At 38.5% G+C, this 26,741-nt stretch carries 34 protein-coding genes, 1 pseudogene and 1 riboswitch; of the genes and pseudogenes, 25 read left to right on the top strand and 10 right to left on the bottom strand.

Translation table 11 applies throughout. The annotated features are described in order from the left end of the window. Nucleotides 1-247: 247 nt before the first annotated feature. Nucleotides 248-379, top strand: a pseudogene (locus AC3ISB_RS22610) (recombinase family protein); the annotation flags it as partial. 73 nt (nucleotides 380-452) lie between these two features. Here AC3ISB_RS22610 and AC3ISB_RS22605 read toward each other — a convergent pair. Continuing rightward, nucleotides 453-1,094, bottom strand: coding sequence for a GTP pyrophosphokinase (locus AC3ISB_RS22605; protein WP_098370179.1), 642 nt, complete (start codon nucleotides 1,092-1,094; stop codon nucleotides 453-455). 300 nt (nucleotides 1,095-1,394) lie between these two features. On the opposite strand from AC3ISB_RS22605, the gene AC3ISB_RS22600 reads away from it, so the two are divergent. Together AC3ISB_RS22600 and AC3ISB_RS22595 are read left to right on the top strand one after the other, a co-directional pair. Further along, nucleotides 1,395-1,670, top strand: a complete 276-nt coding sequence (locus tag AC3ISB_RS22600) for a hypothetical protein (RefSeq protein ID WP_098370178.1) — start codon at nucleotides 1,395-1,397, stop codon at nucleotides 1,668-1,670. Nucleotides 1,671-1,882: 212 nt separating this feature from the next. Continuing rightward, nucleotides 1,883-2,227: a hypothetical protein gene (locus AC3ISB_RS22595; RefSeq protein WP_144528330.1), complete on the top strand. Its 345-nt coding sequence runs from the start codon at nucleotides 1,883-1,885 to the stop codon at nucleotides 2,225-2,227. 199 nt (nucleotides 2,228-2,426) lie between these two features. On the opposite strand, the gene AC3ISB_RS22590 is transcribed toward AC3ISB_RS22595, so the two are convergent. Further along, on the bottom strand, nucleotides 2,427-3,035 hold the full coding sequence (locus tag AC3ISB_RS22590; RefSeq protein WP_430097162.1) for a TetR/AcrR family transcriptional regulator: 609 nt from the start codon (nucleotides 3,033-3,035) through the stop codon (nucleotides 2,427-2,429). Between the two features lie 145 nt (nucleotides 3,036-3,180). Here AC3ISB_RS22590 and AC3ISB_RS22585 point away from each other — a divergent pair, with 145 nt between their 5' ends. From AC3ISB_RS22585 to AC3ISB_RS22575, 3 genes are read left to right on the top strand one after another with little or no spacing between them, the layout of a single operon-like run. Further along, complete coding sequence (locus AC3ISB_RS22585; RefSeq protein ID WP_489277047.1) at nucleotides 3,181-3,348, top strand: hypothetical protein; 168 nt, start codon at nucleotides 3,181-3,183, stop codon at nucleotides 3,346-3,348. Continuing rightward, the gene (locus AC3ISB_RS22580; protein ID WP_489277008.1) at nucleotides 3,272-3,454 is read left to right on the top strand and encodes a hypothetical protein; all 183 of its coding nucleotides are present in this window, start codon (nucleotides 3,272-3,274) and stop codon (nucleotides 3,452-3,454) included. The genes AC3ISB_RS22585 and AC3ISB_RS22580 overlap by 77 nt, the downstream gene beginning before the upstream one ends. A 31-nt stretch (nucleotides 3,455-3,485) precedes the next feature. Beyond that, on the top strand, nucleotides 3,486-3,809 hold the full coding sequence (locus AC3ISB_RS22575; RefSeq protein ID WP_489277006.1) for a cysteine hydrolase family protein: 324 nt from the start codon (nucleotides 3,486-3,488) through the stop codon (nucleotides 3,807-3,809). Between the two features lie 688 nt (nucleotides 3,810-4,497). Here AC3ISB_RS22575 and AC3ISB_RS22570 read toward each other — a convergent pair. Beyond that, nucleotides 4,498-4,713: a hypothetical protein gene (locus AC3ISB_RS22570; protein ID WP_098370174.1), complete on the bottom strand. Its 216-nt coding sequence runs from the start codon at nucleotides 4,711-4,713 to the stop codon at nucleotides 4,498-4,500. Nucleotides 4,714-5,086: 373 nt separating this feature from the next. Here AC3ISB_RS22570 and AC3ISB_RS22565 point away from each other — a divergent pair, with 373 nt between their 5' ends. The 4 genes from AC3ISB_RS22565 to AC3ISB_RS22550 are packed head-to-tail and all read left to right on the top strand — an operon-like array spanning nucleotide 5,087 to nucleotide 7,295. Beyond that, nucleotides 5,087-5,530 carry a MarR family winged helix-turn-helix transcriptional regulator gene (locus tag AC3ISB_RS22565; protein WP_098370173.1) on the top strand — a complete coding sequence of 148 codons (444 nt, stop codon included), beginning with the start codon at nucleotides 5,087-5,089 and terminating at the stop codon, nucleotides 5,528-5,530. A gap of 1 nt (nucleotide 5,531) precedes the next feature. Further along, nucleotides 5,532-6,608, top strand: coding sequence for a threonine aldolase family protein (locus AC3ISB_RS22560; RefSeq protein ID WP_489274424.1), 1,077 nt, complete (start codon nucleotides 5,532-5,534; stop codon nucleotides 6,606-6,608). Next, nucleotides 6,577-7,125: an alanine--tRNA ligase-related protein gene (locus tag AC3ISB_RS22555; RefSeq protein WP_489274422.1), complete on the top strand. Its 549-nt coding sequence runs from the start codon at nucleotides 6,577-6,579 to the stop codon at nucleotides 7,123-7,125. Before AC3ISB_RS22560 ends, AC3ISB_RS22555 begins: the two co-directional genes overlap by 32 nt. Continuing rightward, the gene (locus AC3ISB_RS22550) at nucleotides 7,104-7,295 is read left to right on the top strand and encodes a hypothetical protein (RefSeq protein ID WP_489277004.1); all 192 of its coding nucleotides are present in this window, start codon (nucleotides 7,104-7,106) and stop codon (nucleotides 7,293-7,295) included. The genes AC3ISB_RS22555 and AC3ISB_RS22550 overlap by 22 nt, the downstream gene beginning before the upstream one ends. Here the strand turns inward: AC3ISB_RS22550 and AC3ISB_RS22545 are convergent. Further along, nucleotides 7,273-7,467: a hypothetical protein gene (locus AC3ISB_RS22545; RefSeq protein ID WP_489274421.1), complete on the bottom strand. Its 195-nt coding sequence runs from the start codon at nucleotides 7,465-7,467 to the stop codon at nucleotides 7,273-7,275. The genes AC3ISB_RS22550 and AC3ISB_RS22545 overlap by 23 nt on opposite strands. Before the next feature lie 85 nt (nucleotides 7,468-7,552). On the opposite strand from AC3ISB_RS22545, the gene AC3ISB_RS22540 reads away from it, so the two are divergent. Continuing rightward, the gene (locus tag AC3ISB_RS22540) at nucleotides 7,553-7,840 is read left to right on the top strand and encodes a hypothetical protein (RefSeq protein WP_489274419.1); all 288 of its coding nucleotides are present in this window, start codon (nucleotides 7,553-7,555) and stop codon (nucleotides 7,838-7,840) included. Between the two features lie 176 nt (nucleotides 7,841-8,016). Here the strand turns inward: AC3ISB_RS22540 and AC3ISB_RS22535 are convergent, their stop codons facing one another. Then, a complete protein-coding gene (locus AC3ISB_RS22535; protein ID WP_339200791.1) occupies nucleotides 8,017-8,421 on the bottom strand; it encodes a VOC family protein in 405 nt (134 codons plus the stop codon). A gap of 219 nt (nucleotides 8,422-8,640) precedes the next feature. Here AC3ISB_RS22535 and AC3ISB_RS22530 point away from each other — a divergent pair, with 219 nt between their 5' ends. The 8 genes from AC3ISB_RS22530 to AC3ISB_RS22495 all read left to right on the top strand — a co-directional run bounded on the left by AC3ISB_RS22530 (nucleotide 8,641) and on the right by AC3ISB_RS22495 (nucleotide 18,288). Continuing rightward, nucleotides 8,641-8,805 carry a hypothetical protein gene (locus AC3ISB_RS22530; RefSeq protein ID WP_489274417.1) on the top strand — a complete coding sequence of 55 codons (165 nt, stop codon included), beginning with the start codon at nucleotides 8,641-8,643 and terminating at the stop codon, nucleotides 8,803-8,805. A 13-nt stretch (nucleotides 8,806-8,818) separates the two neighbouring features. Next, entirely contained in the window at nucleotides 8,819-9,316 is a 498-nt protein-coding gene (locus tag AC3ISB_RS22525; RefSeq protein ID WP_489274415.1) for an SRPBCC family protein, read from the top strand. 475 nt (nucleotides 9,317-9,791) lie between these two features. Further along, nucleotides 9,792-12,407, top strand: coding sequence for a phosphoenolpyruvate synthase (gene ppsA / locus AC3ISB_RS22520; protein WP_489274413.1), 2,616 nt, complete (start codon nucleotides 9,792-9,794; stop codon nucleotides 12,405-12,407). 351 nt (nucleotides 12,408-12,758) lie between these two features. Further along, nucleotides 12,759-13,460, top strand: coding sequence for a response regulator transcription factor (locus tag AC3ISB_RS22515; RefSeq protein WP_098370164.1), 702 nt, complete (start codon nucleotides 12,759-12,761; stop codon nucleotides 13,458-13,460). Then, complete coding sequence (locus tag AC3ISB_RS22510; RefSeq protein ID WP_098370163.1) at nucleotides 13,457-14,800, top strand: sensor histidine kinase; 1,344 nt, start codon at nucleotides 13,457-13,459, stop codon at nucleotides 14,798-14,800. The genes AC3ISB_RS22515 and AC3ISB_RS22510 overlap by 4 nt, the downstream gene beginning before the upstream one ends. 80 nt (nucleotides 14,801-14,880) lie before the next feature. Next, nucleotides 14,881-15,618, top strand: coding sequence for a PepSY domain-containing protein (locus AC3ISB_RS22505; protein ID WP_179890994.1), 738 nt, complete (start codon nucleotides 14,881-14,883; stop codon nucleotides 15,616-15,618). 302 nt (nucleotides 15,619-15,920) lie between these two features. After that, entirely contained in the window at nucleotides 15,921-16,514 is a 594-nt protein-coding gene (locus tag AC3ISB_RS22500; protein WP_098370161.1) for a beta-class carbonic anhydrase, read from the top strand. Nucleotides 16,515-16,530: 16 nt separating this feature from the next. Continuing rightward, a complete protein-coding gene (locus AC3ISB_RS22495; RefSeq protein WP_489274410.1) occupies nucleotides 16,531-18,288 on the top strand; it encodes a SulP family inorganic anion transporter in 1,758 nt (585 codons plus the stop codon). A 266-nt stretch (nucleotides 18,289-18,554) separates the two neighbouring features. On the opposite strand, the gene blaOXA is transcribed toward AC3ISB_RS22495, so the two are convergent. Further along, a complete protein-coding gene (gene blaOXA / locus AC3ISB_RS22490) occupies nucleotides 18,555-19,346 on the bottom strand; it encodes a class D beta-lactamase (RefSeq protein ID WP_141993187.1) in 792 nt (263 codons plus the stop codon). A gap of 143 nt (nucleotides 19,347-19,489) precedes the next feature. Here blaOXA and AC3ISB_RS22485 point away from each other — a divergent pair, with 143 nt between their 5' ends. The 3 genes from AC3ISB_RS22485 (at nucleotide 19,490) to AC3ISB_RS22475 (ending at nucleotide 21,277) form a co-directional block, all read left to right on the top strand. Beyond that, nucleotides 19,490-20,191 carry an alpha/beta hydrolase gene (locus AC3ISB_RS22485; RefSeq protein ID WP_480339633.1) on the top strand — a complete coding sequence of 234 codons (702 nt, stop codon included), beginning with the start codon at nucleotides 19,490-19,492 and terminating at the stop codon, nucleotides 20,189-20,191. A gap of 125 nt (nucleotides 20,192-20,316) precedes the next feature. After that, nucleotides 20,317-20,706 (top strand): iron chaperone, encoded by a 390-nt coding sequence (locus AC3ISB_RS22480; RefSeq protein WP_144548864.1) that lies wholly within the window; start codon nucleotides 20,317-20,319, stop codon nucleotides 20,704-20,706. Between the two features lie 79 nt (nucleotides 20,707-20,785). Further along, a complete protein-coding gene (locus tag AC3ISB_RS22475) occupies nucleotides 20,786-21,277 on the top strand; it encodes a PTS sugar transporter subunit IIA (protein ID WP_480339634.1) in 492 nt (163 codons plus the stop codon). 128 nt (nucleotides 21,278-21,405) lie between these two features. Here AC3ISB_RS22475 and AC3ISB_RS22470 read toward each other — a convergent pair whose 3' ends face one another. Continuing rightward, nucleotides 21,406-21,984: a hypothetical protein gene (locus tag AC3ISB_RS22470; protein WP_141993189.1), complete on the bottom strand. Its 579-nt coding sequence runs from the start codon at nucleotides 21,982-21,984 to the stop codon at nucleotides 21,406-21,408. A gap of 591 nt (nucleotides 21,985-22,575) precedes the next feature. On the opposite strand from AC3ISB_RS22470, the gene AC3ISB_RS22465 reads away from it, so the two are divergent. Next, nucleotides 22,576-22,992 (top strand): VOC family protein, encoded by a 417-nt coding sequence (locus AC3ISB_RS22465; protein ID WP_101223282.1) that lies wholly within the window; start codon nucleotides 22,576-22,578, stop codon nucleotides 22,990-22,992. Between the two features lie 66 nt (nucleotides 22,993-23,058). Here AC3ISB_RS22465 and AC3ISB_RS22460 read toward each other — a convergent pair whose 3' ends face one another. Continuing rightward, nucleotides 23,059-23,586, bottom strand: coding sequence for a GNAT family N-acetyltransferase (locus tag AC3ISB_RS22460; protein ID WP_489274406.1), 528 nt, complete (start codon nucleotides 23,584-23,586; stop codon nucleotides 23,059-23,061). Between the two features lie 130 nt (nucleotides 23,587-23,716). On the opposite strand from AC3ISB_RS22460, the gene AC3ISB_RS22455 reads away from it, so the two are divergent. Both AC3ISB_RS22455 and AC3ISB_RS22450 read left to right on the top strand, forming a co-directional pair. Continuing rightward, a complete protein-coding gene (locus tag AC3ISB_RS22455; protein WP_480339638.1) occupies nucleotides 23,717-24,163 on the top strand; it encodes an ATP-dependent metallopeptidase FtsH/Yme1/Tma family protein in 447 nt (148 codons plus the stop codon). 459 nt (nucleotides 24,164-24,622) lie between these two features. Then, nucleotides 24,623-24,701, top strand: a riboswitch (ZMP/ZTP riboswitch). Between the two features lie 137 nt (nucleotides 24,702-24,838). After that, nucleotides 24,839-26,038 carry a phosphoglycerate dehydrogenase gene (locus AC3ISB_RS22450; RefSeq protein ID WP_141993192.1) on the top strand — a complete coding sequence of 400 codons (1,200 nt, stop codon included), beginning with the start codon at nucleotides 24,839-24,841 and terminating at the stop codon, nucleotides 26,036-26,038. A 197-nt stretch (nucleotides 26,039-26,235) separates the two neighbouring features. On the opposite strand, the gene AC3ISB_RS22445 is transcribed toward AC3ISB_RS22450, so the two are convergent. Both AC3ISB_RS22445 and AC3ISB_RS22440 read right to left on the bottom strand, forming a co-directional pair. After that, nucleotides 26,236-26,403, bottom strand: a complete 168-nt coding sequence (locus AC3ISB_RS22445; protein ID WP_179890993.1) for a hypothetical protein — start codon at nucleotides 26,401-26,403, stop codon at nucleotides 26,236-26,238. Beyond that, the gene (locus tag AC3ISB_RS22440) at nucleotides 26,400-26,561 is read right to left on the bottom strand and encodes a hypothetical protein (protein ID WP_155726510.1); all 162 of its coding nucleotides are present in this window, start codon (nucleotides 26,559-26,561) and stop codon (nucleotides 26,400-26,402) included. Before AC3ISB_RS22440 ends, AC3ISB_RS22445 begins: the two co-directional genes overlap by 4 nt. Nucleotides 26,562-26,741 lie beyond the last annotated feature (180 nt).

Raw genomic sequence — 26,741 nt, 5'->3', positions numbered from 1 at the left:
TAAATTAAAAGGTATGAGCCCGGTACAATACCGAGCTCATGCCCAACGTGCTGCCTAACGAAATAACCTGTCTAACTTTATGGGGTCAGTTCACGTAGAGGAGATCGACTTTTTAGGTTGGAATTCTCTTAGAGTATAAAATTTCCGATATGGGAGGTATAGTGTTGTTCCTGTCGTTCGTAAAAGTACATTTTTGCGAACGGCGCATTTTTTTATAAAATCACCTACTTTTAACGTCCGTTAAAGTATGGATAAACAAAGTGGGAAAAATTTTGAACGAGAACAATATCAAATGTTAAAACGAATGATCCGGAAAGGGGATGTTCTTTACATTCATTCACTGGATCGTTTTGGACGGAACAAGGATGAAACCCTTAGATTCTAAGACTAAGTGTTTTTATTTGTCAGATTGACTTAAGGTTGTAAATGAGAAAGGTGTCACGATTGTTTGCTTAATTGGCTAGTAATTTTGTTCTTAATCTTGACATTTCTTTATCCATTAAGGAAGAAGCTTTGGCAAGCTCAATTAGCTGCTTTTGAGCATCCTCTGGTATAGTCTCGCCTTGATATTTATAGTTTAGTTTATGCTCGGTTGATGCCCAAAAATCCATAGCGGAAGTACGAATTTGTATTTCTGCAGGAACCCATATTATTTCGTTGGATAGGATGACTTGGGTTTCTACAATCAGGTGCAAACTTTTATATCCGCTCATTTTCGGGTCCTGAATATAATCCTTTACGCGTATCATTCGAATGTCTTCACGTTGCTCGATATGCTCCTTCAACATATATACGTCATCAATAAAACTTGTGACAATTCTAACTCCCAAAATATCTCTTATTTCATTCCTCACCGCTTCTTGTGTTAAAGGAATTTCTTTTCTTTGTATTTTCTCCACTAAAGAACTTAATTTTTTCATACGTGTTTTCATATGTTCAATAGGAGAATAGCCATGTTGTGTTTTCCATTCTAAGTCAATAACCTTGAAATCACTTTCTAATTCATGTAATGCCATTTGGTAAGGTAAAAAGAACCCCCTCCAATTGTCTAATACTTTTTGAATAACCTCGATTTTCATCTTTTTTTTCAGCATGTCCACAGCCCTCCTGTTATTATTCTGTTATCATAACCAAGATACCCTAAAAAAAAAGCAACTTTCCATTTTTGTGAAAGTTGTTTTACTGATTATTTATCAACAGAGTGAATAAGGTTGTGAAGAAATGTACTTAAACTATCGGGTGCGTTAGCTTAAGATCTGGAATGTCTTTAAGGCAGTTTTTTCTTTATGGAACTAACGGGGCAGGTTAGTTGCATAAAATAATGGGAAATTGACCCAAATATAACTTGTTTTATGTTAGCGTTTAAGGAACATACTTTTTCAAAGGGGCTTATTATGCAAAAGACATTTATTGTTGTTTCTTATTCGTTATTCTTTGTACCTCTAATTTTCATTGTGAATTTTCTGTTTGATATTGTTACACTTGAAAAGATAGAAGGGTTGCCTATATTTTTCCCTTTAGTATTTTGTCTTTTTGGACTTTTCTTCGCTTCAAAAGCACATAAAATCCAAAAGGATGTTTTGACGATTGGTGCTATCATTGTAAATTCGGTCTTATTATTTTTTCCTTTTGTATATATGATTTTAGGAACAGTGATATTTGGTGTTTAAGTTTTAGATAATACGATGACATTTCTTCAATAACAGGTGCTTTACTTCAATAAGAGAGTTGCTTTGGCAGCTCTTTTTCTTATGGAACTAACGGGGCAGGATAGTTGAACAAGGATAATCCACAATTTGAATAGAATATGTAGAAAAACAAATAGTTGTTTGGATTTGGAGTATCGATCCAAATAACAACCTATGAAGGAAGGGTAAGTAAGATGAAGAAAATGGTTGGTTGGACACTTACTTTAGCTACGCTTTTGATAGGAGGAGTCATTTATTATTTCATAACGTTATCTCTATACGAACCATCAAAAGATTCATTTGACTTCCCAGTTCCTAAAAATGCTGAGCTAGTTCAGGAAAATGAACAAGGGAAAAGTTATGATTGGTCAAAAGCATCGGAAGAAAATGGCATACCACTTGGATATGAATTAGTCCTTAAAGCGAATGGATGGAAAAAGGGAGAAAGAGAAGGGGCTTCCGTTTTTTACACAAAAGGAAATCATAAAATAGATTTGATTTCTACAACGAAGCATTTAAACATCCTTAAAGTGAATTAATATAAAGAAAATATCTTATTCAGCTAACGGGTGCGTTAGCTGAAGATCGGAGCGGAGCTGTCTTTAAGGCAGCTTTTTCTTTATGCAACTAACGGGGCAGGTTAGTTCAAAATCAATTGTGGGGAACCGTATCACAAGTAGGGCGAAATATGGGCCTTAAACGCTTGCGGTCTCGGGAGTCGCAAGCGTTTATTTTTGATTACCCGCGAAGACCGTCGCATAGGATCGAAACGATGCGGTCCGGAAAAGTCCCGTCGTCCCCGGTTGCCTGCAAGATGCCGATAAGAAGGACTTTGATATCCTCAATGCGAGCATCAGCCCGAACAGAGCCGCTTTGTTGGGCACGGGCGAGAAGATTGTCAATCCCTCGCCAAAAATCCCTCGCAACCTCCGAACGTCCAGCGTCTATATTCAGACTGCTAACAAGGGCATCGGTGATCGCCTTGTTTGCAATCCCCTCGCGTATGATTCTTGCAAAATAATGAAAGAATGCTTCGCCCGGGTCGTCGTGGTAAAGCAATTGATTTGCTTCTTCGATAAGACGCGCCTTGTGGCTGACAATAACGGCCCCAAACAAATCTTCCTTGGTCGGGAAATGCCGATAGACGGTACCCACGCCCACACCGGCACGTCGGGCGATTTCATCCATCGAGACGGAGATGCCTTCGGTCATAAAAACCCTATGGGCGACATTGAGCAGCTTATCCCGATTTCTTTTGGCATCTGCACGCAATGCCTTCTCGGGAGTCGTGGCGACGACGGAATCGGTGGTGTCACCGTCTCCAGCTGAAATTTTATTTTTAGACATCTTGGGATAACACCTCTTTATAAATATTACATCACTTGCGATTTATTGACAAACGGAGAGCGTTCTCCGTATAATCATAAACGGAGAGTGTTCTCCGTTTATGACGGTGAGGTGATTCGCGATCGATTCAAGTGTGTCCCCCGAAATGTTTCAACTCGAACGCCGTAAATACAACTCGTTGAAAAGGAGTATAAAAACACATGCAAAATTCATCAAGCAAAAGCGCGCTGTTGGTCATGGATATGCAAAACAGCGTCGTGTCGCGGTTCGTAGACAGCGAAAAGACACTGCTTCCGTTCCAAAAGGCAATTGAAGCCGCACGCAGTCACGCTATTCCCGTTATTTTCGTACGTGTCGCATTTCGCGCAGGTTATCCCGAGATTAGTTCTAGAAACAAAATGTTCGCGGGTTGCCGGTAGGGCCGGAACAGCGGCGGCTCCGGAAGTGACGATGCAAATTCATGAATCCGTGCAGCCTCGGCCGGACGAGCCGATCGTGACCAAGCTTCGAGTGAGCGCGTTCGCCGGAAGTGACCTTGAGGTGATCCTTCGGTCCCGCCAGATCGACACGCTGATTCTCAGCGGTATCGCCACAAGCGGGGTCGTTCTATCGACTTTACGGGAAGCAGCAGATAAAGACTTTGGCCTTACGGTTCTTTCCGACGCCTGTATCGATGCCGATCCCGAGGTTCATCGCGTTCTAACCGAGAAGGTGTTCCCCCATCAGGCCGAGGTGATACCTGTCGATGCGTGGGTGGCTTCTTTATCCAACTAACTCACAATCGTGTTGCGCCCCAACTCACCAACGGCTCCTAGCATCTGAAGGGCGAATTTACCTATGGACTGAAATTTGGGACCAGTATTCAGAAGTGTGAGAACGAGTTATTATTTAGGACGCACTTCTTGCAATAGAACTTGTGGATTGCGTTCTCAGAACCCAGCCGAACTGCAAAAGGCACCCAAATATAGTAAGTTTGTTTAATTAAGCTATATAGGAAGCGGAATCGTCCTGCATTCGTCTTATCAAGAAGCTTGACGGCGAGAAGAAGTGATGGGTCCGAGAGATTGAACTAACGGAGTACGATAGTTAACGAATATGGTATATGAAAGCTGGCTTTCCTTAGTGTACAGGAATCCGGCTTTTTAGCTTTCGACATTATGCTTAACGTACAATTTTACCGAAATGGTACGGTGACCCCTTATGGGCTATAATAAGCAGTTTTGCATTTCTATCTAATAAGCCATGTTTTCATTAGTCGATTCTTATATTTTCGATCTTCAACAATCGGGAGCTATTCTTTAAGACTCACTAAAAATAATCAAAATATTTTATAAAAACTGTATACTCAATCACAAGAAAATCCATTTTGATCAATCATTTTTCAAAATGGATTTTTTTATTTACGCTAATATGTGGGTTAAAGAGGACATATTGATTAATCTTTATTTCATAGCTACAGCAGTTAAAACATTTCATTAACTTCCCATGATTCAACTATTTGATGCGCCATCCTTGGATCATATCCTTTACCCATCAGATAGGCAATAGCTGCAATTTCCATCATTGCATGAGGGATGGATGTTTTTTGAGCTTCGTTTAAACCATACTGTACCCATGGTCCAACCTGTGACAGTGTTTCTTGTTTGAGATGGTGTGGGTTAGTGTAAGAAGGATACACAATATTACATCCTTTCAAAATATAGTTAAATATCACTATCCTATATTATGCACCTTAACTCATCCCGTGTTCGATAATCTCTAATTTTATAGAATAAAGTTATGAATCAAGGATTACCTTTTTCAACAATAGAGGGAGGTTAGTTTAAGTGAGGAATTTTATAATCATTTCTAATTGAAATATTGTAACTTCCTCGAGAAGAAAAAATCACCCTAAAAAAACTAAATCAGTTTCAAGCTAAAAGTGAATTTTTTGAAATTGGTTAAACTAGTGGTATCGATTGATTCTTAGAGATTTACGAAAAAAGTTGACAATGTCCACTAATTACAATAATGTATTAGTGGATAAAGTCCACTAAAAAAGGAAGTCAAGAATGAATATAAGTAAAAATACCATGGCTGATATACGGCAATTCAATAGATTTTATACGAATATACTAGGTGTATTGGATAAGCATATTTTGGATACCGGATATTCTTTCACTGAGGCAAGGGTAATTTTAGAAATCGGTTTGATGGAGCAGTGTATAGCAAACAATTTAGTTGATAAGCTGGAAATCGACCGCAGCTATATGAGCAGAATAATTAACAAGCTGAGTAAAGATGGACTGGTCATGAAGGAAAACTCGACCTTGGATAACAGAACTAGTCTGATTCGGTTGACCCCTGAAGGGATGACTCTTTTTAACCAGCTTAATGAAAGATCTGATGAACAAATAGTGAGATTATTCCAAGGATTATCACAAAATGAAATAAAAGAAATCCATGCTTCTATGATGTTCATTCAGAAAAAATTAGATAGTTTGGGGAGAATATAGGATGATACGTTTTGAAAATGATTATACAGAAGGTGCTCATGAGCGAATTCTGAAACGATTAATAGAAACCAATGAAGAACAAACACCCGGATATGGAGTGGATGAACACTGTGAAAAGGCGAGAGCTTACATTCGAAAAGAGTGTGATGCGGCGAATGCAGATATACACTTTTTAGTAGGGGGAACACAAACGAATACAACTATCATCGCTTCAATTTTGCGGCCACACCAAGGTGCAGTTGCTGCAATTACCGGGCATATCGCGGTACATGAAACAGGAGCAATTGAAGCCACTGGTCATAAAATACTTACTTTGCCGAGTGATGATGGAAAAATTCAAGCTGAACAGGTGAAAGAATTATATGATGCTCACTGGAATGATGTTACTCATGAGCATATGGTACAGCCAGGCTTGGTTTACATTTCTAACCCTACGGAAAATGGAACGACTTATAGTAAAGCCGAATTGGAAGCATTAAGTAAAGTTTGCCGGGAATGTGGTTTGCCATTGGTATTGGATGGAGCTAGATTAGGGTATGGTTTGGCTTCAAAAGACAGCGATTTATCCTTGGCAGATGTTGCAAGGCTATGTGATGTGTTCTATATAGGGGGAACGAAAGTTGGTGCAATGTTTGGTGAAGCGGCAGTCATCATGAATGATGCCTTGAAAAAGGATTTCCGGTATTTTATCAAGCAAAAGGGAGGATTACTGGCTAAAGGGAGACTATTGGGGATCCAGTTTGAAACCTTATTTGAAGATGGCTTATACTATGAAATTTCTAATCATGCCGTGGAAATGTCAATGATGATTCGAGAAGCATTTGTTGAAAATGGATTTTCATTACGATATGATTCCACATCAAATCAGCAGTTTCCCATTTTGCCTGAAGATGTAATTTTGGAATTAGGCAAAAAGTATTCATTCTCCTTCTGGGAAAAGGTCGATGCTACACACAGTGCTGTGAGATTTTGTACCAGTTGGGCTACGAAAAAAGAACATGTTGAAATGCTGGTAGAGGATATCAAGGCAACAAAAGGAGAAAAAAATGGCCACGAAAGAGTTATATTCAGACAATAGTTATCTAAAAGAATGTTCGGCAAATATTGTTTCGATACAAGACCGGTTTGTCGTGTTCGAGCAAACCATTTTTTATCCAGGTGGCGGTGGGCAGCCTTGTGACCGAGGGGTTATTAAACAAGGTGATGAAACTTATAATATATTAACAGTAAAAAAAATAGATGGTGAAATCATTCATGAACTAGAACGCCCATTACAGGATATTAATCAAACGGTAGAAATGGAGATTGACTGGTCTTGGCGGTTTCAGAATATGCAGTATCACACATTATTGCATGTCATTTCAGGTTATTTATATCAACATTACAATGCTTTAGCTACAAGCAGTCAAATTGAAAAAGAACATGCGAGATTAGAGCTGTCTTTTTCTCCTGAAATAATGGGAGAAATACCATTTGAACTATTAGAACAATCGATAAAGAAGGTACTGGCACACCCCCATAATGTTTACACGAAAACAATTAGCAGGACTGAGGCAGAGCAAAAGGAGGGGTTATTAAAACTGTCATTAATTTAATTCCAGCTTCTCTTAACGAAATTCGAATCGTTCAAATAAATGATATTGATGAGCAAGCATGTGGCGGAACCCACGTCAACAACACAAATGAAATTAAAGACTTTTCCATTATGAAAATTCAACAAAAAGGTCCCACGAAAAAAAGGATTAAAATTCAACTATTGGATTAAGTTCTGCTATCCCTTCTTTTATCAATGAGGAATATACGGGAATAGTTCCATAAACGGCAGCATCAAATAGAACAATATTTTTATCCCAAGCTGCAGCTGCCAATTGTAATCCAATTAACGGGTGCTTTACTTCATTACAAGGAGCTGATCTGCAGCTCCTTTTCTTATGCACCAAAAGGTCAGCTATGTTGAAGAAGACCAGTTTGCTTATGGTATAGTTTATTAAATTTAGATTGTAGTTTTATAGGGGAAATTTAATGTCAAATAAGTTGAAAGATGTAATGGGATTGTTTTTTGAAAAAAGTGAGAGTACAAGACCATTTACTCTGATTAGATATTTAATGATAATATTAATGGGCTTGAATTTAATATTAGGGTTAATAAATGAGTTTAATTTTAATTTCATAAAATATTTATTAATCTTATTAGGAACTGGTTCAATAATAGACGCATTCGAAAGACTCTTAAAAAAAGAAAATAAGAGTTGGCTGTTATTAGATTTGGGTATTGCGTTTGTATGGTTCACACTATTTTTTTTGTATTAGCGAATTAACAGGCCTTACTTCAATAAAGGAGTTGCATCTGCAGCTCTTTTTTTATGGAGCTAAAGACAGATTGTTCAACAATTGGGCCAGATTGTTGAGGAACTTTTTAAATCGAATAATAAAAAACAACCAGTCAAATAACCGGTCGTCTTTTGGCCTTGGATTCAAGTATCGTTTTAATTGACAGTAAACATCCATGAAATACCGAATTTATCCTTCAACGAACCGTGAAGTTTCGCAAAGAATGTTTCATGAAGATCCATATGTATAGATCCATCTTCTTTTAAAATGTTCCATGCCTTTCTGGCTTTTTCCTCCGAGTTAAGCTCCACACTTACAACCACTTTGTCACTATCATTCAATTCGCGTTTTGAATCAGAACCCATAATAAATCCATCTTCTGTTATTCTTATTTGTGAGTGTAGAACAAGTTCTTTATCACTCTCTTCAACAGGAAAGTCTGGACTTGAAGGGAGCTCACTATATTTTTGCATCGCAATAAGTTCCCCGCCAAAAGCCTCAATATAAAGTTTGAAAGCCTCTTCGCATTCTCTATTAAACATTAAATACGGTTTAATCATTTTCATTCTCCTTTGAATTAAGATTGGATTCCTTAGTGATAACTGCTACCAAGATTGTCTTCTTATCAGTATATACGAACATAAGTTCTGTTTTCAAGTAAAAACTTCTATATCATTCTTTTTTTATTAAAAACTTAAACATGTATCATTATGTACAAAAATATCATTTTTTTATTCTCCACGTGAAGGAATATAATTCTAATAAAACGTGGTGTAAAGATGAATACTACATTATTAAGTGCTCTTGGTCGTCGAATTTATAAGCTTCGTTCAGAACCCATTAAGGCATTAAACATTTGGTTGGAACGGTATCGTGAAATATGGGAAGAAAAACTCGACAGCTTGGAACTTTATCTGAAGGAGCTACAAAATAAAACACAATAATCGGAGGAATAAAATGTTTACAAAAACTGAAATTACCCGAAGTTTCAACGCTACTCGTGAGCTTGTATTTAAGGCATTTACCGAATCAGAACATCTGCAGAACTGGTGGGGCCCAAAAGGATGGGCTTTTAATATTTCCAAGTTTGAGCTTCGTGAGGATGGTGTCTTACATTACAGCCAGGCATCTCCTGACGGTAATGTAATGTGGGTCAAATTCGTTTATCAAGAAGTAAATGCTCCAGAGAAACTTGTTTACACCTCTTTCTTTTCTGATGAAAAGGGTAACATCGTACGTGCTCCTTTTAACGACAGCTGGCCATTGGAAATTCTCAATACTTTTACATTCACCGAGCATGAAGGTAAAGCAGTACTTACGATGATTGGGACACCTGTATCACCGACTGAGGAGGAAATGAAAACTTACGAGGAGTCGCAGGAAATGGTACAGGCGGGCTTTTCAGGAACCTTCGTTCAACTCGCTGATTACCTCTCGAATATTTCTGAAAACTGATATAGATCGATGAAGAACAAAAAAACAATGAGAACACTGTTAATAGCAGTGTTCTCATTGTTCTTATTAAAGGGCACTTTAATGGGGTAACGAAAAAAGCCCGATTTCTTAATATAGAAATTGGGCTTTTTAATATTGGAATTCATTATCATTTTAAATTGCATTTTCATGACGATTGCATTTTTTGTAGTCAATTGTCTTGTGGAATTTTTCTTCCTTTAATCATTGATAAAAAAGAAAAACTGTGGTAAATTTATATAGTTATACACTGTTAAGTGATTTTTATATAAATCATCCCTATTATAATTATACTTCATAAAATCCTTTTCAGTCAACCCCTAATTTTTAAAGGAGTGTTTGATGAACATGGAACTTCGCCAGGAGCAAGAACGAGCGAACGCAATTGGTTGATCAGATGAACAATTTTTGTCATAGAATTCGTCTTGGTATTGAGCGATAAATGGGAGGGAAAGAAATGAAACCATATGTACTAGAGTTTCGGGAGATCGATAAAACGCAACTTTTGCTCGCCGGAGGAAAAGGGTCGAATTTAGGGGAACTATCGAAGATTCATGGAATACAAGTGCCAGAAGGATTTTGTGTTACGACAGAAGGTTATCAAAAAGCCCTCGAACAAAACGAAGCCTTCTACGCATTGGTGGATCAACTATCTCTGCTAAAAGTAGAGGATCGAGATCAAATTGGTGAAATCAGCAGGAAGATTCGACAAATCATTATGGAAGTAGAAATTCCTTCCGATGTTGTGAAAGCAGTTGCTCACTATCTCTCCCGGTTTGGCGATGAACATGCTTATGCAGTGCGTTCTAGTGCGACTGCTGAGGATTTGCCACATGCCTCTTTTGCTGGTCAACAAGATACTTATTTAAACATCATCGGTAAAGCAGCAATCTTACAGTATATCAGCAAATGCTGGGCTTCCCTGTTTACGGATCGCGCGGTAATCTACCGTATGCAAAATGGATTTGACCACAGACAAGTTTATTTATCCGTTATCGTTCAAAGGATGGTTTTCCCACAGGCTTCAGGGATTTTATTTACAGCTGATCCGATTACTTCTAACCGAAAGCTGCTATCGATCGATGCCAGTTTTGGACTTGGAGAAGCACTGGTCTCTGGCTTGGTATCTCCCGATTGTTATAAAGTAAAGGAAGAGGAAATCGTTGATAAGATGATAGCAACCAAAAAATTGGCTATCTATGGACTAAAAGAAGGCGGAACAGAGACCCAGCAGATCGATCCCGATCAGCAAAAGACTCAAACACTTACTGAACAACAAATTTTACAACTAGCACGTACAGGAAGACAGATCGAAGCTTATTTTGGTTGCCCACAAGATATCGAATGGTGTTTGGCTGATGATACATTTTATATTGTCCAGAGTCGGCCGATCACTACTTTATACCCCATCCCTGAAGCAAATGATAAAGAAAATCACGTTTATGTATCTGTTGGTCATCAACAAATGATGACTGACCCCATAAAACCATTGGGAATGTCGATATTCCAGTTAACATCATTTGGACCCAGGTTTAAAGCTGGTGGAAGGTTGTTTGTTGATGTTACACATAGGCTGGCTTCACCTGACAGCAGAAAAATGTTATTAGATGCCATGGGACAACACGATCCGCTCATGAAAGACGCACTCATTACCATAATAGAGCGAGGAGATTTCATAAAATCTTTACCAAATGATAAGCAAGAACAGAGTTCCGGTAAAAGCAATAAAAGTGTGTCTTCTGCGGATTCTAGGGCACAAATCGAAAACGACCCGACCATCGTTTCTGATTTGATTAAGAGTAGTCAAACATCGATAGAAGAGTTAAAACAAAACATCCAAACGAAATTAGGATCGGATTTATTTGATTTTATTCTGGAAGATATCCATATATTAAAGAAGATTTTATTTGACCCACAAAGTTCAGCTGTGTTTATGGCTGCTATAGATGCCTCATCATGGATCAATGAAAATATGAACGAGTGGTTAGGTGAAAAAAACGCAGCCGACACCCTTTCTCAATCTGTACCAAACAATATTACTTCGGAAATGGGTCTGGCGCTATTGGAGCTCGCAGATGTGATTCGTCCTTATCCAGAAGTAATTGATTATTTACAACATGTAAATGATGATAACTTTTTGGATGAACTGGTTAAGTTTGATGGTGGACAGGAAACCCAAGACGCTTTCCATGATTATCTCCGCAAATACGGAATGCGATGTACCGGAGAAATCGATATTACTAAAACTCGTTGGAGCGAAAAACCAACTACACTCATCCCTATGATTCTCAGTAATATCAAAAACTTTGAGCCTAATGCCAGCGATCGGAAATTTGAGCAAGGGCGACAGCAAGCTTTGAAAAAAGAACAAGAGTTATTAGATCGATTGAAGCAATTACCGGATGGTGAACAAAAAGCCAAAGAAACAAAACGAATGATAAGCCTAATCCGGAATTTCATCGGTTATCGGGAATATCCAAAATACGGCATGGTTAATCGTTACTTCGTTTATAAGCAGGCTTTGATGAAAGAAGCCGAACAGCTCGTGCAAGCCAAAGTCATTCGTGAAAAAGAAGATATATACTATCTCACTTTTGAAGAACTTCACGAAGTCGTCCGCACAAATAAATTGGATTACCAGATCATCAGCAAACGAAAAGACGAGTACAAATTATATGAAAAACTAACTCCTCCACGTGTTATCACGTCTGATGGTGAAATCATTGTAGGTGAGTATAAACGAGAAAATCTCCCAGCCGAAGCTATTGTAGGTCTACCTGTTTCTTCCGGAGTTATTGAGGGACGTGCGCGTGTCATCTTAAGCATGGAAGATGCTGATCTAGAAGAGGGAGATATATTGGTCACCCCCTTTACCGACCCTAGCTGGACACCATTGTTTGTTTCCATAAAAGGTTTAGTTGCCGAGGTTGGTGGACTGATGACCCATGGAGCAGTTATCGCACGTGAATATGGCTTACCGGCGGTTGTCGGGGTGGAAAATGCCACCAAGATAATAAGAGACGGGCAACGAATTCGCGTGCATGGAACAGAAGGGTATATCGAAATAATATAATTCATTACATTTAAATCATAAATAAAGACCATTCGCTTTCACGTAGTAACCAAAGCCCAATTTCCCGCCTGTAACACCGGGAAATTGGGCTTTTTTATATTTGGATTTTAATAACGTCGTAAATTCGCAGTTTTCTATTCAAGTGATGCTATTTCAGCATGTTCGTATGGATGGGAACCATTCCGAAAAAAAATCGTTTCCATGTACTCACGATAGCCTCTGGTATTAGGCCCTATTAACCCGTTATAATACCCTATTTTATTAGTATTCTAACTGTAGTATCTTTGTTTGACAGAATACATAAATAGGGACAGTCCCACACAAACAACCCCCGCAGAGGAGGCCTTACAAATGAGTGAAGAATCAATACTAATCGTGGAAGACGAAGAAAAAATCTTAAGACTGCTTGAATTGGAGCTTGAAATCGAAGGCTACCAAATCGGAAAGGCAATGGACGGAAATGAAGCCCTTAAAGCGTATCGATCAGGAAAATGGGATTTGATCTTATTGGATGTGATGCTTCCAGGCATAAGCGGGATCGAACTGCTTCGGAAAATTCGTATGAAAAACAATTCCACTCCAGTCATCCTGTTAACTGCAAAAGGCTCGGTTGAAGATAAAGTTTCCGGTCTTGATCTCGGTGCGAATGACTACATTACTAAACCTTTCCAAATTGAGGAATTGCTAGCCCGAATTCGTGCGGTTTTAAGAATGCGGACTGCTGTACCTTCAATAGAAGATGAGGACGATGGATGGCTCAATACCGCTGATTTAAAGGTGAATGTCAAAACACGCGAAGTCATTAGAGGTGAAAGTCAAATTGCCCTAACGCCGAAAGAGTATGATTTACTTCTTTATTTACTGAAGAATAAGCGTCAAGTGCTAAACCGGGATCAAATTCTGGAAGCGGTTTGGGGGTATGATTTCTATGGAGAAACAAACGTTGTGGATGTGTATATCCGATATGTTCGCAAAAAGCTCGAATTTGGCTTTGATACGCCGCTTATCCATACTGTAAGAGGCGTTGGTTACGTCATGAAGGATGCAAAATGAGACTTCGGAAGAAAATAAATTTATATACAGCGGTGTTATTCATTTTCCTGCTCCTTTTAATGAATGTTTCCATTTATTTTGTATTCAGTAATCTGATGATGGTGAATGAACTTAATCGTGCGAAAGCGGAGACAAAGAAAATTTCCTTTGATGTTAGTAAAAATGTTAATGATATTTCACCAAATGATTTACTTCGGGCCTATCTGCCTATAGATGGCATGATCGGTATTGTAAACGAAGGTCAACGAAAAGGAACAGTCGTTACATCCAATTCTGAAAAACAATTAAGCAATCGGGATAGTAGCTTTTATCCGGGTGAGAAGAGCGCGATCATCACTTATCATCAGAAAAAGTATGTATTCGTTTCAAACCCGATCGTTTGGGGCGATGGAAGTGTAGTTAATCTACAAATCACCAAAAGCATTACAGCTACTGAGGAAATGCTCGCTGTTCTGCGCATCGTATTAATCGCTGTAACGGTCATTGCCATGATACCTGTTCTGATATCAAGCACCATTCTTAGTAACTTCATCGCCCGTCCGATTCGATCGATGATTGATACGATGAAGGAGATTCAAACAAGCGGCCAATTTAAGCGACTTAGCCTAGAGGAAAAATCAAAAGATGAACTTGTGGAAATGGGGAAAACCTTTAATCACATGATCGATTTGCTGCAAGCTAACTTCGAAAAACAGGAGCAATTCGTATCGAATGCTTCACATGAATTAAAAACACCGCTAACAGTCATCGAAAGCTATGCAAGTCTTTTGAAGAGAAAAGGGTTGGAGCGTCCTGATTTGTTTGCTGAATCAATAGAGGCCATCCATTCTGAAGCCATAAGAATGAGAGAGATGACAGAGGAAATGCTCCTGCTAGCAAAGCATCAGGAAAAATGGAATATAGAGAAGGAAACCATCATTCTGAACGACATCATTGCAGAGTTAGCGAAAGTGTATAAAAATGCGTACAATCGAACGGTGGAGATTTATAGTGGCGATGCAATTGAAGCAGTAACGGACATTCAAAAGTTAAAACAGCTTTTGTTCATTTTTTTAGACAATGCAAGAAAGTATAGTGACGAGCATATCGCAGTCTACATAGGACAAACAAGTGATGAAGCATATATCCGCATCGAAGACAGAGGGGATGGAATTCCAAAGGCTGAATTGCCAAAAGTGTTCGATCGCTTTTATCGTGTAGATAAAGCGAGAAGCCGAAAGCAAGGCGGATCAGGATTGGGGCTTTCCATGGCAAAGGAAATTGCTGATGCAATTGATGTACGGATTGAAATGGATAGTCTCGAAGGCAGGGGAACGATCGTCACTCTTTTATTTAATTAAGTCTCTTAAATAGTGAATTCTTATATAGTCTCATTTTATCAAGATTAATAAAGTTAGAATGACGTTGGATGGGGGTTACGATGAAGAGTAGAAAAATGCTGATAACAGCTGGATCAACTCTCGTTTTTGGGCTGCTATTATTCGTCGGATTTCAATGGTGGGCTCCATCATTATCCGCGGAAAGCTTGACGAAAGAAGAAGTGAACCAGACGGCAAAGGATAAATATCCTGGAACCATTATAAAGACAACGAAAAGTGAAGGTGAAGAATATCAGATTGAAATGCAGCTTGAAACCGGAGTGTATCAAATTAGGATGGATGCGAAAAGCGGTGAAGTTCGTTCACTAAAAAAAGAAACCATAGTTCATTCAGCTGAAGAAACGACGGAAAGCATACCCCAAAAGCAACTTACCCAAAAAGAAATAAAGGCCCGTATTTCCTCGCAAGGTGATCTGGAACAAATTGATTTTGTGCAGGAGAAAGACAATTCCTTTTATAAAGCAGTGGTAAATAAGAATGACGAAAAAATCACATTAATACTCGACCCATATACTGGAGCTATTATTGACTCGACAATGGTGGCAGATAGTATCATTACAGAAAAGGAAGCAATTGCGATTGCGGAAAAACATGTAAAAGGAACAGGTGACGATACAGAATTTTATCAGCCCCCAGATCAGACACCTTATTATTTGATCGAAGTTGAATTAGAGGATGATCGAGACGCGGTCGTCCAAGTGGACGGCTACACAAAAGAAGTAAAAACAATCACATGGGAAGATGATGAAGAGAATGATAATGATGGCCCTGAAAACTAATTAAAGGGTTTATTAATCAAGACGCAATGGAACAAATCATAAAGAAAGGGTGATGCCTATTAATGGGCATCACCCTTTTTGGCTTAGGTGAGTAAGAAAAATGCAAAAGAAAAGAGAAGAAAATGTAATAATTCTCACTAATTTCTAATCCTTCTATCATTTAACTCTAATTTAATATCTCTAACATGAAATAAAGCACCAAATGATAAAACAGAGCCAAATAAATTGGTTGGATGAAAGGCATCTGGATTATTGTACATAGAACATTTCCAACATATTTCAACGAGAAAGGAGAATAAGTAATGTCAGTTATTTCTAGCATTCTGGATTACAACAAAACGTTTGTTGACCAAAACAAATATAAAGAGTTTCAAACGACAAAGTATCCAGATAAAAAGATCGTCATCATAACATGCATGGATACCCGTCTGTTGGAATTGCTTCCAAAGGCGATGGGTTTAAGGAATGGAGATGCGAAAATCATTAAGAACGCTGGAGCTATTGTTTCCCATCCTTTTGGCAGCATTATGCGCAGTATCCTTGTCGCTATTTATGAGCTGAAAGTGGAGGAAGTATGTGTGATCGGACATCACGGATGCGGTATGGTGGGGCTTCGATCCTCTTCACTTCTTGATGCCGCAAAGCAGAAGAAAGTCAGTCAGGAGCATATTGATGTCCTTACAAACTCTGGTATTGATTTATCAAAGTGGCTGTCAGGTTTTCAATGCGTAGAGGAGAGTGTAACGAATAGTGTCCGCTTGATCGAAAATCATCCATTATTACCGGAATCCATTGCCGTTCACGGTATGGTCATCCATCCCGAAACGGGTAAATTGGATCGAATCATAGATGGATATAGCAACGTTATCAGCAAGGACAAAATACATATTCAATAAAAGAAGGAGCGATAAAATGATGGGATCTAGCAGGCTTGAAGGATACAACTTAGGCCATTTTCAGAAAGACCTGGTTGCCGGGGTGGTAGTTGGGATTGTAGCGATTCCTTTGGCGATGGCTTTTGCCATTGCTTCTGGAGTAAGACCGGAATACGGACTGTACACATCCATTATTGCCGGAATCATGGTCTCCCTTTTTGGAGGATCCAAATATCAAATTGCAGGCCCGACTGGAGCCTTTGTCCCGGTCTTGTTCGGTGTGGTCATGCAGTACGGATATGAAAAACTGTTAATCGCCGGTTTCTTGGCAGGCATCATGATTTTTCTTATGGGTATATTCAAACTGGGAAGATTCATCAAGTTTATACCACGTCCAGTTACCATCGGCTTTACTGCTGGTATTGCCGTGATTATCTTCTCTGGGCAGATTGCCAATTTCTTTGGGCTCAGTAACTTAAAAAAAGAAGAAGCCTTTCTTTTAAATATGAAAGAAATCTTATTGAACTTCAATACAGTGAATTTCTATAGTGTACTGGTCGCTATCATAAGTTTAACTCTCGTCATACTGACTCCAAAATATGTACCGAAAATACCTGGAGCATTGCTGGGCTTGCTTGTATCAACTCTAGCAGCCAGCTTATTCTTTCCAGGTCAGGTAGCGACAATTGGCTCGGCCTATGGCGCCATTCCTAACGCATTGCCCCAATTTCAGTTTCCCCTAATCACTGGCGGCCTAGTGATTGAACTTCTTCCGGCTGCTTTGGTCATTGCCATGCTTGGAGGAATTGAATCACTATTATCAGCTGTAGTGGCAGACGGCATGACCAACAGTAAGCATAACAGCAATAAAGAGCTGATGGGGCAAGGATTGACCAATATGATTACGCCTTTATTTGGAGGCATTCCAGCTACAGGTGCCATCGCGCGTACAGCAACGAATATTAAAAACGGTGCAGTTTCCCCTATATCAGGTGTGATTCATGGGCTGGTGGTATTGCTCGTGTTGGTCAGCCTGGCTCCATATGCTTCGGCGATTCCATTGGCCAGCATGGCCCCCATTCTTATGTTTGTCGCATGGAACATGAGCGAACGAAAGGAATTTTCGCATATCTTAAAAGCAAAAACCATGGACTCGATCGTATTGATCGTTACCTTCGTGTTAACCGTATTGATTGACCTGACAACAGGCGTCGGGATCGGATTACTATTAGCGATTCTATCTTTCGTTAAACTGATGAGCGGTACATTGAAATTATCCAAGGTATTACCAGATCCAGCTGATAAACTAGTTAAACCAGAAATGGTGCAACAAGGTTCAAGCTGTCCGCAGATAAACATATATACGATAGAAGGACCATTATTCTTTGGTTCGATCGAAAGGCTGCAAGAAGAAATCGAAGAAATAATGCTTTCGAAACCTAAAGTCCTCCTATTAAGAATGAGCAATGTGCCATTTATCGATACATCGGGAGAAGCGCTTCTCACCGAAATCGTGAAGCAATTCAAGTTTCATAATCTACAAGTGTTGATTTCCGGGATTCAACAGGAACCAAAAGAAATGCTGAAAAAAACTGGATTCATTAAACTGGTAGGTGAGGAACAATTCTTTTCCAGTACGGGTGATGCCATTAATAAAGCTTTATCCATACTGGATGAGAACCGTTGTAAAGGATGTAAACAGTTTTCTTTTGCTGAATGTACCGCACTCTCTCAGCAAGTCCAAAAGCCTGCGTTATTAAAACAAAAAAGAAAACGGGAGATAGGTTTAACATGACTCCGTATGTTAATTTCCACTCCAGGCACTCGCTTTCCGCGGGCGGTCCGGGAGCCTCCTCGTCGCTCTTTGCAACTGAGGGGTCTCCCTTGGACTCGCTTGTCCCGCAGGAGTCTCGTACCTTCCGTTCCAATCAACTTTGTTTTAAAATTTAGATAGAACCCCTTTTTCTTTGATTATAAAGTCTGCCTATTACCAATGGTTTATCAGATATCTTTAAGACAAAGCAAAACGCATGCCCAAGAATTTTGAGCATGCGTGAACTATTATTCTTTTATGATATCCAACTCTTTCAGCGCATCAAGCGTAATCGTTTTGGCTTTGCTTCCGCTGCCGTCCAGGTTCGTTGCGAAGGCCCATTTGCCTTTGTCCGTTTCGATGTAACCCACATACCAGCCCAATCCCATATCAGAAAGGCGTGTACCGGTTTTTCCATGGAGGACATATGAGTCTGCTTCTTCATTGATCATGATTCTCTTAACGGTTCTCATATGTTGCTTATCGATAGGCAGTTTTTCCTCTACAAGGTTTTCGATGAATTGGACTTGTTCCCGGGCAGAAATCTTTATGCTGCTGTCGAGCCAGAACTGATCGATCCCACCGGAGATATCACGATTGCCGTAATTGATCAGGTTCACATATTTCTGCATGTTTTCCGCCCCGATATCGCGGGCCATTGCTTGATAATACCAGATCACGGAATGCCTCATGGCTGAAGCCAACGTATGATCTCTGTTCCAATCTTCAAATTCCCTTATTACGCCATCCCAGCGCTTCACTTCATATTCATCGCTCACCGCTTTTGTCTGTAAGCCGATTAATGCATTCGCGACTTTGAATGTCGATTCTGGAGTGTAGCGTACTTTACTTCTCTGTTTGTTATAAATAAATACTTTATCATTTTTTAAGTTTTGGAGAACCATCGTGCCTTCCGCACCATCGAAAGACTCCCCGATATCCAGTTCTTTCACCTTTTGATCGTTTGCGCTTGCATGAATTGTGCCCATGGAACCAGTGACTAGCAGGACAAGGATGAAACATAAAGTTTTAATTTTCATTACACACTCTCCTTTAAGGCTGGATTGATCGATCATCAGAAGTAATTTCCATAAAATAGGTTGACAGCTAAAGTATACCTATTCCCGATAAAAAACGAAACCTAATTCTTGGATTCTATCTAGATAGTATCAATCAAGGAGGAATGCAGCAGGTAGCTAATGAATATATAGAGCAAACGATAGAATGGGAGGAATCTATCTTGAAGGTTAACCAAAGAAAAATTAATGGTAATGAAAAGGAAATTACATACACACATATTGAAAACGGAAGTCCAGCCGTTTGTTTTATGTTTTCAGGTGCGGGGTACACGTATGAGAAGCCGTTATTCTATTATTCAACAATGATGATGCTTCAAAATCAGTATGATGTCGTGCATATTCATTACGCTTACGACCAGGATATTTTCAAGCATCCATTGGTAGATATCACAAAAGTGATCGTTAATGATATTAGTCCCGTCATTACGGAAGTACTTCAAAATCATGAATATCAAGGAACAGTGTTTTTAGGCAAATCACTTGGTACAATACCTATCATCAACGGAATGATGAAAAATGAGCGGTTTATGAATGCCAAAATGATTTTGCTCACGCCACTATTGAAGTTCGATTCGATTTTTGAAGGGTTATTGAGCAGCAACCATTCAGCACATATAGTTATAGGAGAAAAAGATCATCATTATATTCCAGGTAAAATTGAAAGGATTGAAAATAAATCGAACATAAGCATGGATAAAATCCCACATGCTAATCATTCTTTGGATATTGAACCATTGAATACTTCAAGGTCGATTACCATGCTAGAAGGTGTAATAAATAGAATGGAAGAGTTCTTAAAAAAATGACTCTCTTTATATAGGTTAGCGAAAAAATACAAATGGGATACAATCCACTAACGGGTGCTCGGGTTGGTGGAGAGGAAAAATGTTATAATAAAGGTATTGTAGCTGGTTTTATGAAAGGAGAAATCATGGAAGGAACCAATACTTTTCATTCAATTGATGAATACATTATACAATTTCCCGAAGAAGTTCAGGAGATATTAAAAACTTTAAGAAAAGTCATAAAGGATGCAGCGCCGGAGGCAGAAGAAAAGATAAGCTATCAAATGCCTACCTTTGTTTTATATGGAAATCTGGTACATTTCGCTGCCTATAAAAAACATATAGGTTTCTATCCAACTCCAAGCGCGATCACTGCTTTTGAAGCTGCATTATCTGAATATAAATGTTCAAAAGGGGCCGTTCAGTTTCCGCTAAACAAGTCAATTCCTTATGAATTAATAACCGAGATGGTTATATTTAGAGTGGAAGAGAACAAAAAGAAGAAAGCAGAAGGGAAATTGAAAAAGAAAAAATAACAGAAACAATTATCGGAATTCACTAAATATTTAACATTTGATTGTGAGATTCAAGACGATAGAGAAGGGTGGAAATAGTATGTTCAAAAAATTATTCAGTAAAAAAGAAAGTGTGGAACAGCTGCTTGCTCCTATTAATGGACAAGTAATAAATATTGAAGATGTTCCGGATCCGGTGTTTTCCGGTAAAATGATGGGGGATGGAATAGCGATACTTCCTGAGGAGGGGTTGGTCGTATCTCCAATCGATGCAGAAGTAATCCAGGTTTTTCATACTAAACATGCACTAGGCCTCCGTACAAAGCATGGCATTGAATTGTTGATTCATATTGGACTGGAAACAGTTAACCTTAAAGGTGAGGGATTTGAAGTCCATGTCGCAGAAGGGCAAAATGTAAAAGCAGGAGACAAGCTTGTAACATTTGATATCGATTTTCTAAAATCCAAAGCTCCAAGCATCGTAACTCCGATTGTTGTCACGAATGGCGAGCTAGTTGAAAAACTGGAAAAAACAAATAGTACCCAAGCGAATATTAACGAAACGGAGATTATGAGTGTTTATTTGAAGTAACACAAAAGGTGGTCAGGTGCCTTTTAGTGAAATAGAGTCTTCTAAACAAGAAAAACAGTCCTTGCTGGCGTATGTTGGCAAGGACTGTTTTTACTACAGCTGCAAGACAGCTTCACTTAGCACATTGGCTATTCCAATTGCACATGCCCTAAATCACTACTAAAAGTTTTAAGATCGTTAATTAACTGGTTAATATTTTGGCTTGGACCGTTATCATAAAGAGCATTTCTAAATTTTAAGTACTTAGTTCCCTTTTCTATTAAACTATTCAATAATACATTTTCAGGGAATCGTAGTGTGGATTTCTTAGGAATATCATTCCATTCCTTGCTAGCGAAACCATGGTACCATGTAAATGATATGGCAGGATTTTGTTCCATTAGCCTTTTCATTTGCCAATCCATAGAGCGTTCAGAAAAGCCAAAGTTGCCAATACCGGTATTTAAACAATCATACATTGCCTGTAAAATGGAAAGCCAAATACCATCAACATCATCCCAATCATAAAAGCTCGAGAGAAATTGACCTTGATAAGATATAATGACCGTGCCGTATAAGGAAGTTCCTTTTGAAGTAAATAACTGCTGATTTCCCAGTTGTTTAGCACTTGAGTGATGGATTGGGATAAAATCTCCGTTAGCTAATAAATGTTTATTAACAATGGCATCATAACTATTTTTTGATATATATGTTTGAATGGTAACCATCTATGAACCACCTATCCCATACGGTAATGTTGTCGTTTCCCATCTGTATTTGACCTGTGCTGCATTTGCAAAACGAGGATTGCTCTTACTTTCATAATAGGTGATGCTTCGAGCGGTTGGTTAGCTATCGGAGGACGAAATGATTGGGCTGAATCCTGGTAAAATAACTGGAATCAAAAACAAAACAAGTAAAGAGAAATGTTCCGGATACTTCATGTTTGGATGCTATTTTTCATATGCTTACCTCCTTGAAATTATTTAATTTTAGTAAAACATGGAACTATATAGTTTTTATTTCAAAAAAGACAAGGTGTGTTTTAGTTTTGAAACCATTTGGTATTGCAAATGGGCGGCAGTCTGTTGAAGCAACAAGGGAAGTGGCAAATACTCCTTGAAAATTTTTAAGGTAAACTCCCAGGACGTTTTATAATTGAATCATCCTGTTTAATATTTGAGATAAACTTTTAGGCAGGTGAATTATGGAGGTTGTATCTGCTTAAAGTGAGTGCAATGTATGCTGCAAGCAGGATAATCGAAAAATGCAGCGAATAGTAGGTGTGTGAACAAATAAATCAAGCGAGGGTGAATTGGATGGGAGTTCAAGCAGAAAAGATTTTTGTAAACTTGCCTGTTAAAGATTTGGATGCCTCAGTAGAATTTTTCACAAAGGTCGGATTTGAGTTTAACGAGCAAATGACCAATGAAAATGCAACATGCATGGTTATCAGCGAGTCCATATATGTCATGTTATTGGTGGAAGATTACTTTAAAACGTTTACTAAGAAAGAAATCCCGGATTCTGCAGCGAGTACGGAAGCCATCGTCGCCCTGTCCGTTAAAAGTAAGGAAGAAGTCGATGAAATCGTGAATAGGGCACTGGATGTTGGCGGAAAGCCTTTCAATGAAGCCATTGATCATGGTTTTATGTACGGTTGGAGTTTTCTGGATATCGACGGACATTCTTGGGAAGTATTTTACATGGACGAAAGCGGATTTAATCAAAATTAAATTAAATGCAAGACACAATCCTTCGTGAAGGACTGTGTCTTTTTTTGAAGAGTTAAGTACGTGATCTTATCTGAAGCTCATTAACAATACAGGGCTAATGTCTTTCCACTCATAAACCAATAGATTCAAATCTGCGCCAGCCATTTTGATTTTTTCGGTTTTAAGCAATTCAGCACCAAATGCCTCATAGAAGTATCGAGATTTATTATCTTCAAGCACCTCAACGAAAATTGTCTTAAATCCCAGTTCGTCGTATTTTAAAAATAATTCTTTGATGAGTTTCTTACCTAGCCCCATTCTTTGAAAATTTTCGAGGATATATATCGCAGTTAAATCACCCGAATCCTCAACTTTATTATTTTCCCTTTTCCCGCCACTTATGAATCCAACTATTTTCCCCTCGTTATTTTCAGCAACATAAACATAATTTTCATCATTGGATATATTCTTTTTCCATAATTCCTTCCTTTGCCCATAAGACAGATTATCTAAAAAATCACTCGGCATTATATCTTTATAAGTGGTTCTCCAGCAATCCACATGGACTATTGCTATCCCTTCCGCATCAGCCACCGTTGCCTCTCTTATTAGCATATTGATTCCTCCTTTTTGAAGTTTGCTATACTCCCTATTTTTTACTAATATCATAATAGCTTAATTGTTAATAATTAACTATATATGATACTATTGCCTATAGTTTGTTTAATGTGGGAGAAGGTATAAGATGAAGCGGATTTTCCGTAGTAAAGTATTTTATTTATTAATCTTCTTGGTTACCTTGGGGATTGTGCTGGTTATTAATAATGACAAAGAACCGACTGAGAAATTAACTGAAGATGAATTTTTTACAACTTTAGAAGATGGGAAAGTGACATTTTTAAAGGTGGAGCCACAAAATAGTGTTTATGAAATAAGAGGTCAGCTGGTAGGGTATGAAAAGGATCAATACTTTATCGCGTCTGTACCAGATAGTGAAGTTTCGCTAGACAAAATGAATAACGCCGTAAAGGAACATAATATAGAAAAAATTGAGTTTATACCAGAAGACACAGAGACAAGCGGATGGGTCACCCTTTTTACAACGACGATTCCGTTCGTAATTATTTTCATCCTGTTTTTTGTCATTTTACTATTTACAGTTGTAATAAAAAGATTGAACCGTCCTAGATAATAATGAAACTCTCCATTTTTTCGGAGATAAACCTGTAGAATTCGTCGATATATTTCTCATTTCGGAGATAAACCTGTAGAATTCGTCGATATATTTCTCATTTCGGAGATAAACCTGTAGAATTCGTCGATATATTTCTCAATTCGGAGATAAACCTGTAGAATTCGTCGATATTTCTCAATTCGGAGATAAACCTATAGAATTCGTCGATATATTTCTCATTTCGGAGATAAACCTGTAGAATTCGTCGATATTTCTCAATTCGGAGATAAACCTATAGAATTCGTCGATATATTTCTCAATTCGGAGATAAACCTGTAGAATTCGTCGATATATTCCAATTTTCGGAGATAAAACAATAGAATTCGTCGATATTTCTGGTGAGTTGTGGCTTCTGCAAAAAAAAAGAAAATGATATTGAAGATTGCTGAATAGTTTGATAGAATAAAATAAATGAAAAAGACTATGTGCAACTGGCGAAACACGGATAACCGTGAGGGAACACATAGTGTCGTAGCCGTTCGCCTGGGCAGAGGTAAGGGATTTTATCCCTTGCCTCTTTCTGTATATTAATAGATAGTGAAGGTTTAAAGTATGCAGATTTTCATGGGCTTAAAAATCTTGTCAGTATTTTGAAATTTCAAAACTATCATAGTCAAAAGAGGAGCAAACAAAATGAGCACATTACTTTTAGAAAAAGTCAAAACAATCAAAGCGTTAAATAATATTGCCGAAAGCGGGCTGAATGTATTCAATAAAGGCGATTTTAAGGTCGACAATGACAGTGAAAACCCTGATGCGATCGTTCTTCGCAGCTTTAACATGCATACTATGGAATTCGGCGATCAGTTAAAAGCAATCGCAAGGGCAGGAGCTGGAGTCAATAATATTCCGGTCGACAAATGCACCGAGCAAGGAATTGTCGTTTTCAATACACCTGGTGCTAACGCAAACGCTGTAAAAGAAATGGTGCTGACGTCATTAATGGCTTCATCTCGTAACCTTTTTGCAGGTGTGGCCTGGACAAAGACGCTTGAAGGCGAAGGAGAACAAATTCCAAAGCTTGTTGAAGCAGGAAAGAAACAATTCGTTGGTAAAGAAATCAAGGGGAAAACTCTTGGCGTAATCGGTTTAGGTGCGATCGGTGCACTTGTAGCGAATGATGCCCTGGATTTGGACATGGATGTCATTGGGTTTGACCCGTTCATCTCTGTTGATACAGCTTGGAACTTGTCCCGCAATGTACAGCGCGCCATGACGATTGAAGAATTGTTTGCAGAATCTGATTATATTACAGTACACGTTCCATTAACTGACGACACAAGAGGAATGTTTAACCAAGAAACATTCAGCATCATGAAGCCGGGCGTCCATATCTTGAATTTCTCACGCGGCGAGCTAGTGAATGAAGATGATATGCAAGCTGCACTTGAAAGCGGAAAAGTAGGCAAGTTCATTACTGACTTCCCGAATGAAAACGTGTTGAAAATGAAAAATGTCGTTCCGATTCCGCATCTTGGTGCCTCTACACTAGAATCAGAGGAAAACTGTGCCATCATGGCAGCTCGTCAGTTGAAGACCTTTTTAGAAACAGGGAACATCAAGAACTCTGTGAATTTCCCAAACACTTCTCTTCCTTATACAGGAAACCGTCGTGTGGCAACTTTCCACGAAAACGTTCCGAACATGGTTGGGCAAATCACACTGGCTGTATCTGGCTTTAATCTGAACATCGCTGACATGGTTAACAGAAGCCGTGGGGAATATGCATATACGATCATCGACATTGACGGTGAAGTAAACGGCGATATCATTCCTGGCTTGGAAGAAAAAATCAAACAAATCGAAGGCATCGTTACAACTCGTATTATCTAATTGAGATGATAAATGGTGAAAGCCTCAATTCCTTTAAGGAGTTGGGGCTTTTTTTAGGATTTATTAATGATTTTTGAACAAAAAAAGCCACTTATTGTGGTGATCATATTACACTGACTCACGTGTTGAGAACCTAGGGTCTACAACGAACTCAGCCTGGCAAGGGTTATATCGAAATTCTCCAAGATAAAAATCTGTCATGGTTTCACCTCCGTTTTTTCTTCATAATGTACAAACAACATCAAGTAGATTGCGAATAGAAGATGCAAATAAAGTGGAATATTCTTATCGTTTTGAATGGCAACAAATATGTAAATTCCATATAGCAAAATTGGAATGGTTAAAAGGATTCTGAGCTTAGTCATATGTCATCCTCCCATTTATCCTCAAATATTAATACATCAAGCATTTGAGCCACTTGAAAATCCTTTTCTGCGATTGCGTTTATTAAACTTGTACAATTATTTTCCCTAAGTACATCTGCTAATAATTGTAAATCCATTGTCATTACTGCTGGTTTCATAGTTTCATCCTCCTAATTTACCAAATATTCTGTCACTTCTGTTACTACAATAGTATGAAGTACAGGGAAAACGCTGTCAATCTATATTCCATCTGTACTCATTTTGAATTAATGGATTCAATATTTATCTACCAAAATCACTACCTCATATATATATATATACTTAGTGAGATAGGTAAA

The organism is Peribacillus sp. GL_122 (genome assembly GCF_057835005.1).
The sequence above is the reverse complement of the archived record's forward strand: the minus strand, read 5'-3'. Positions and strand labels throughout refer to the sequence as shown.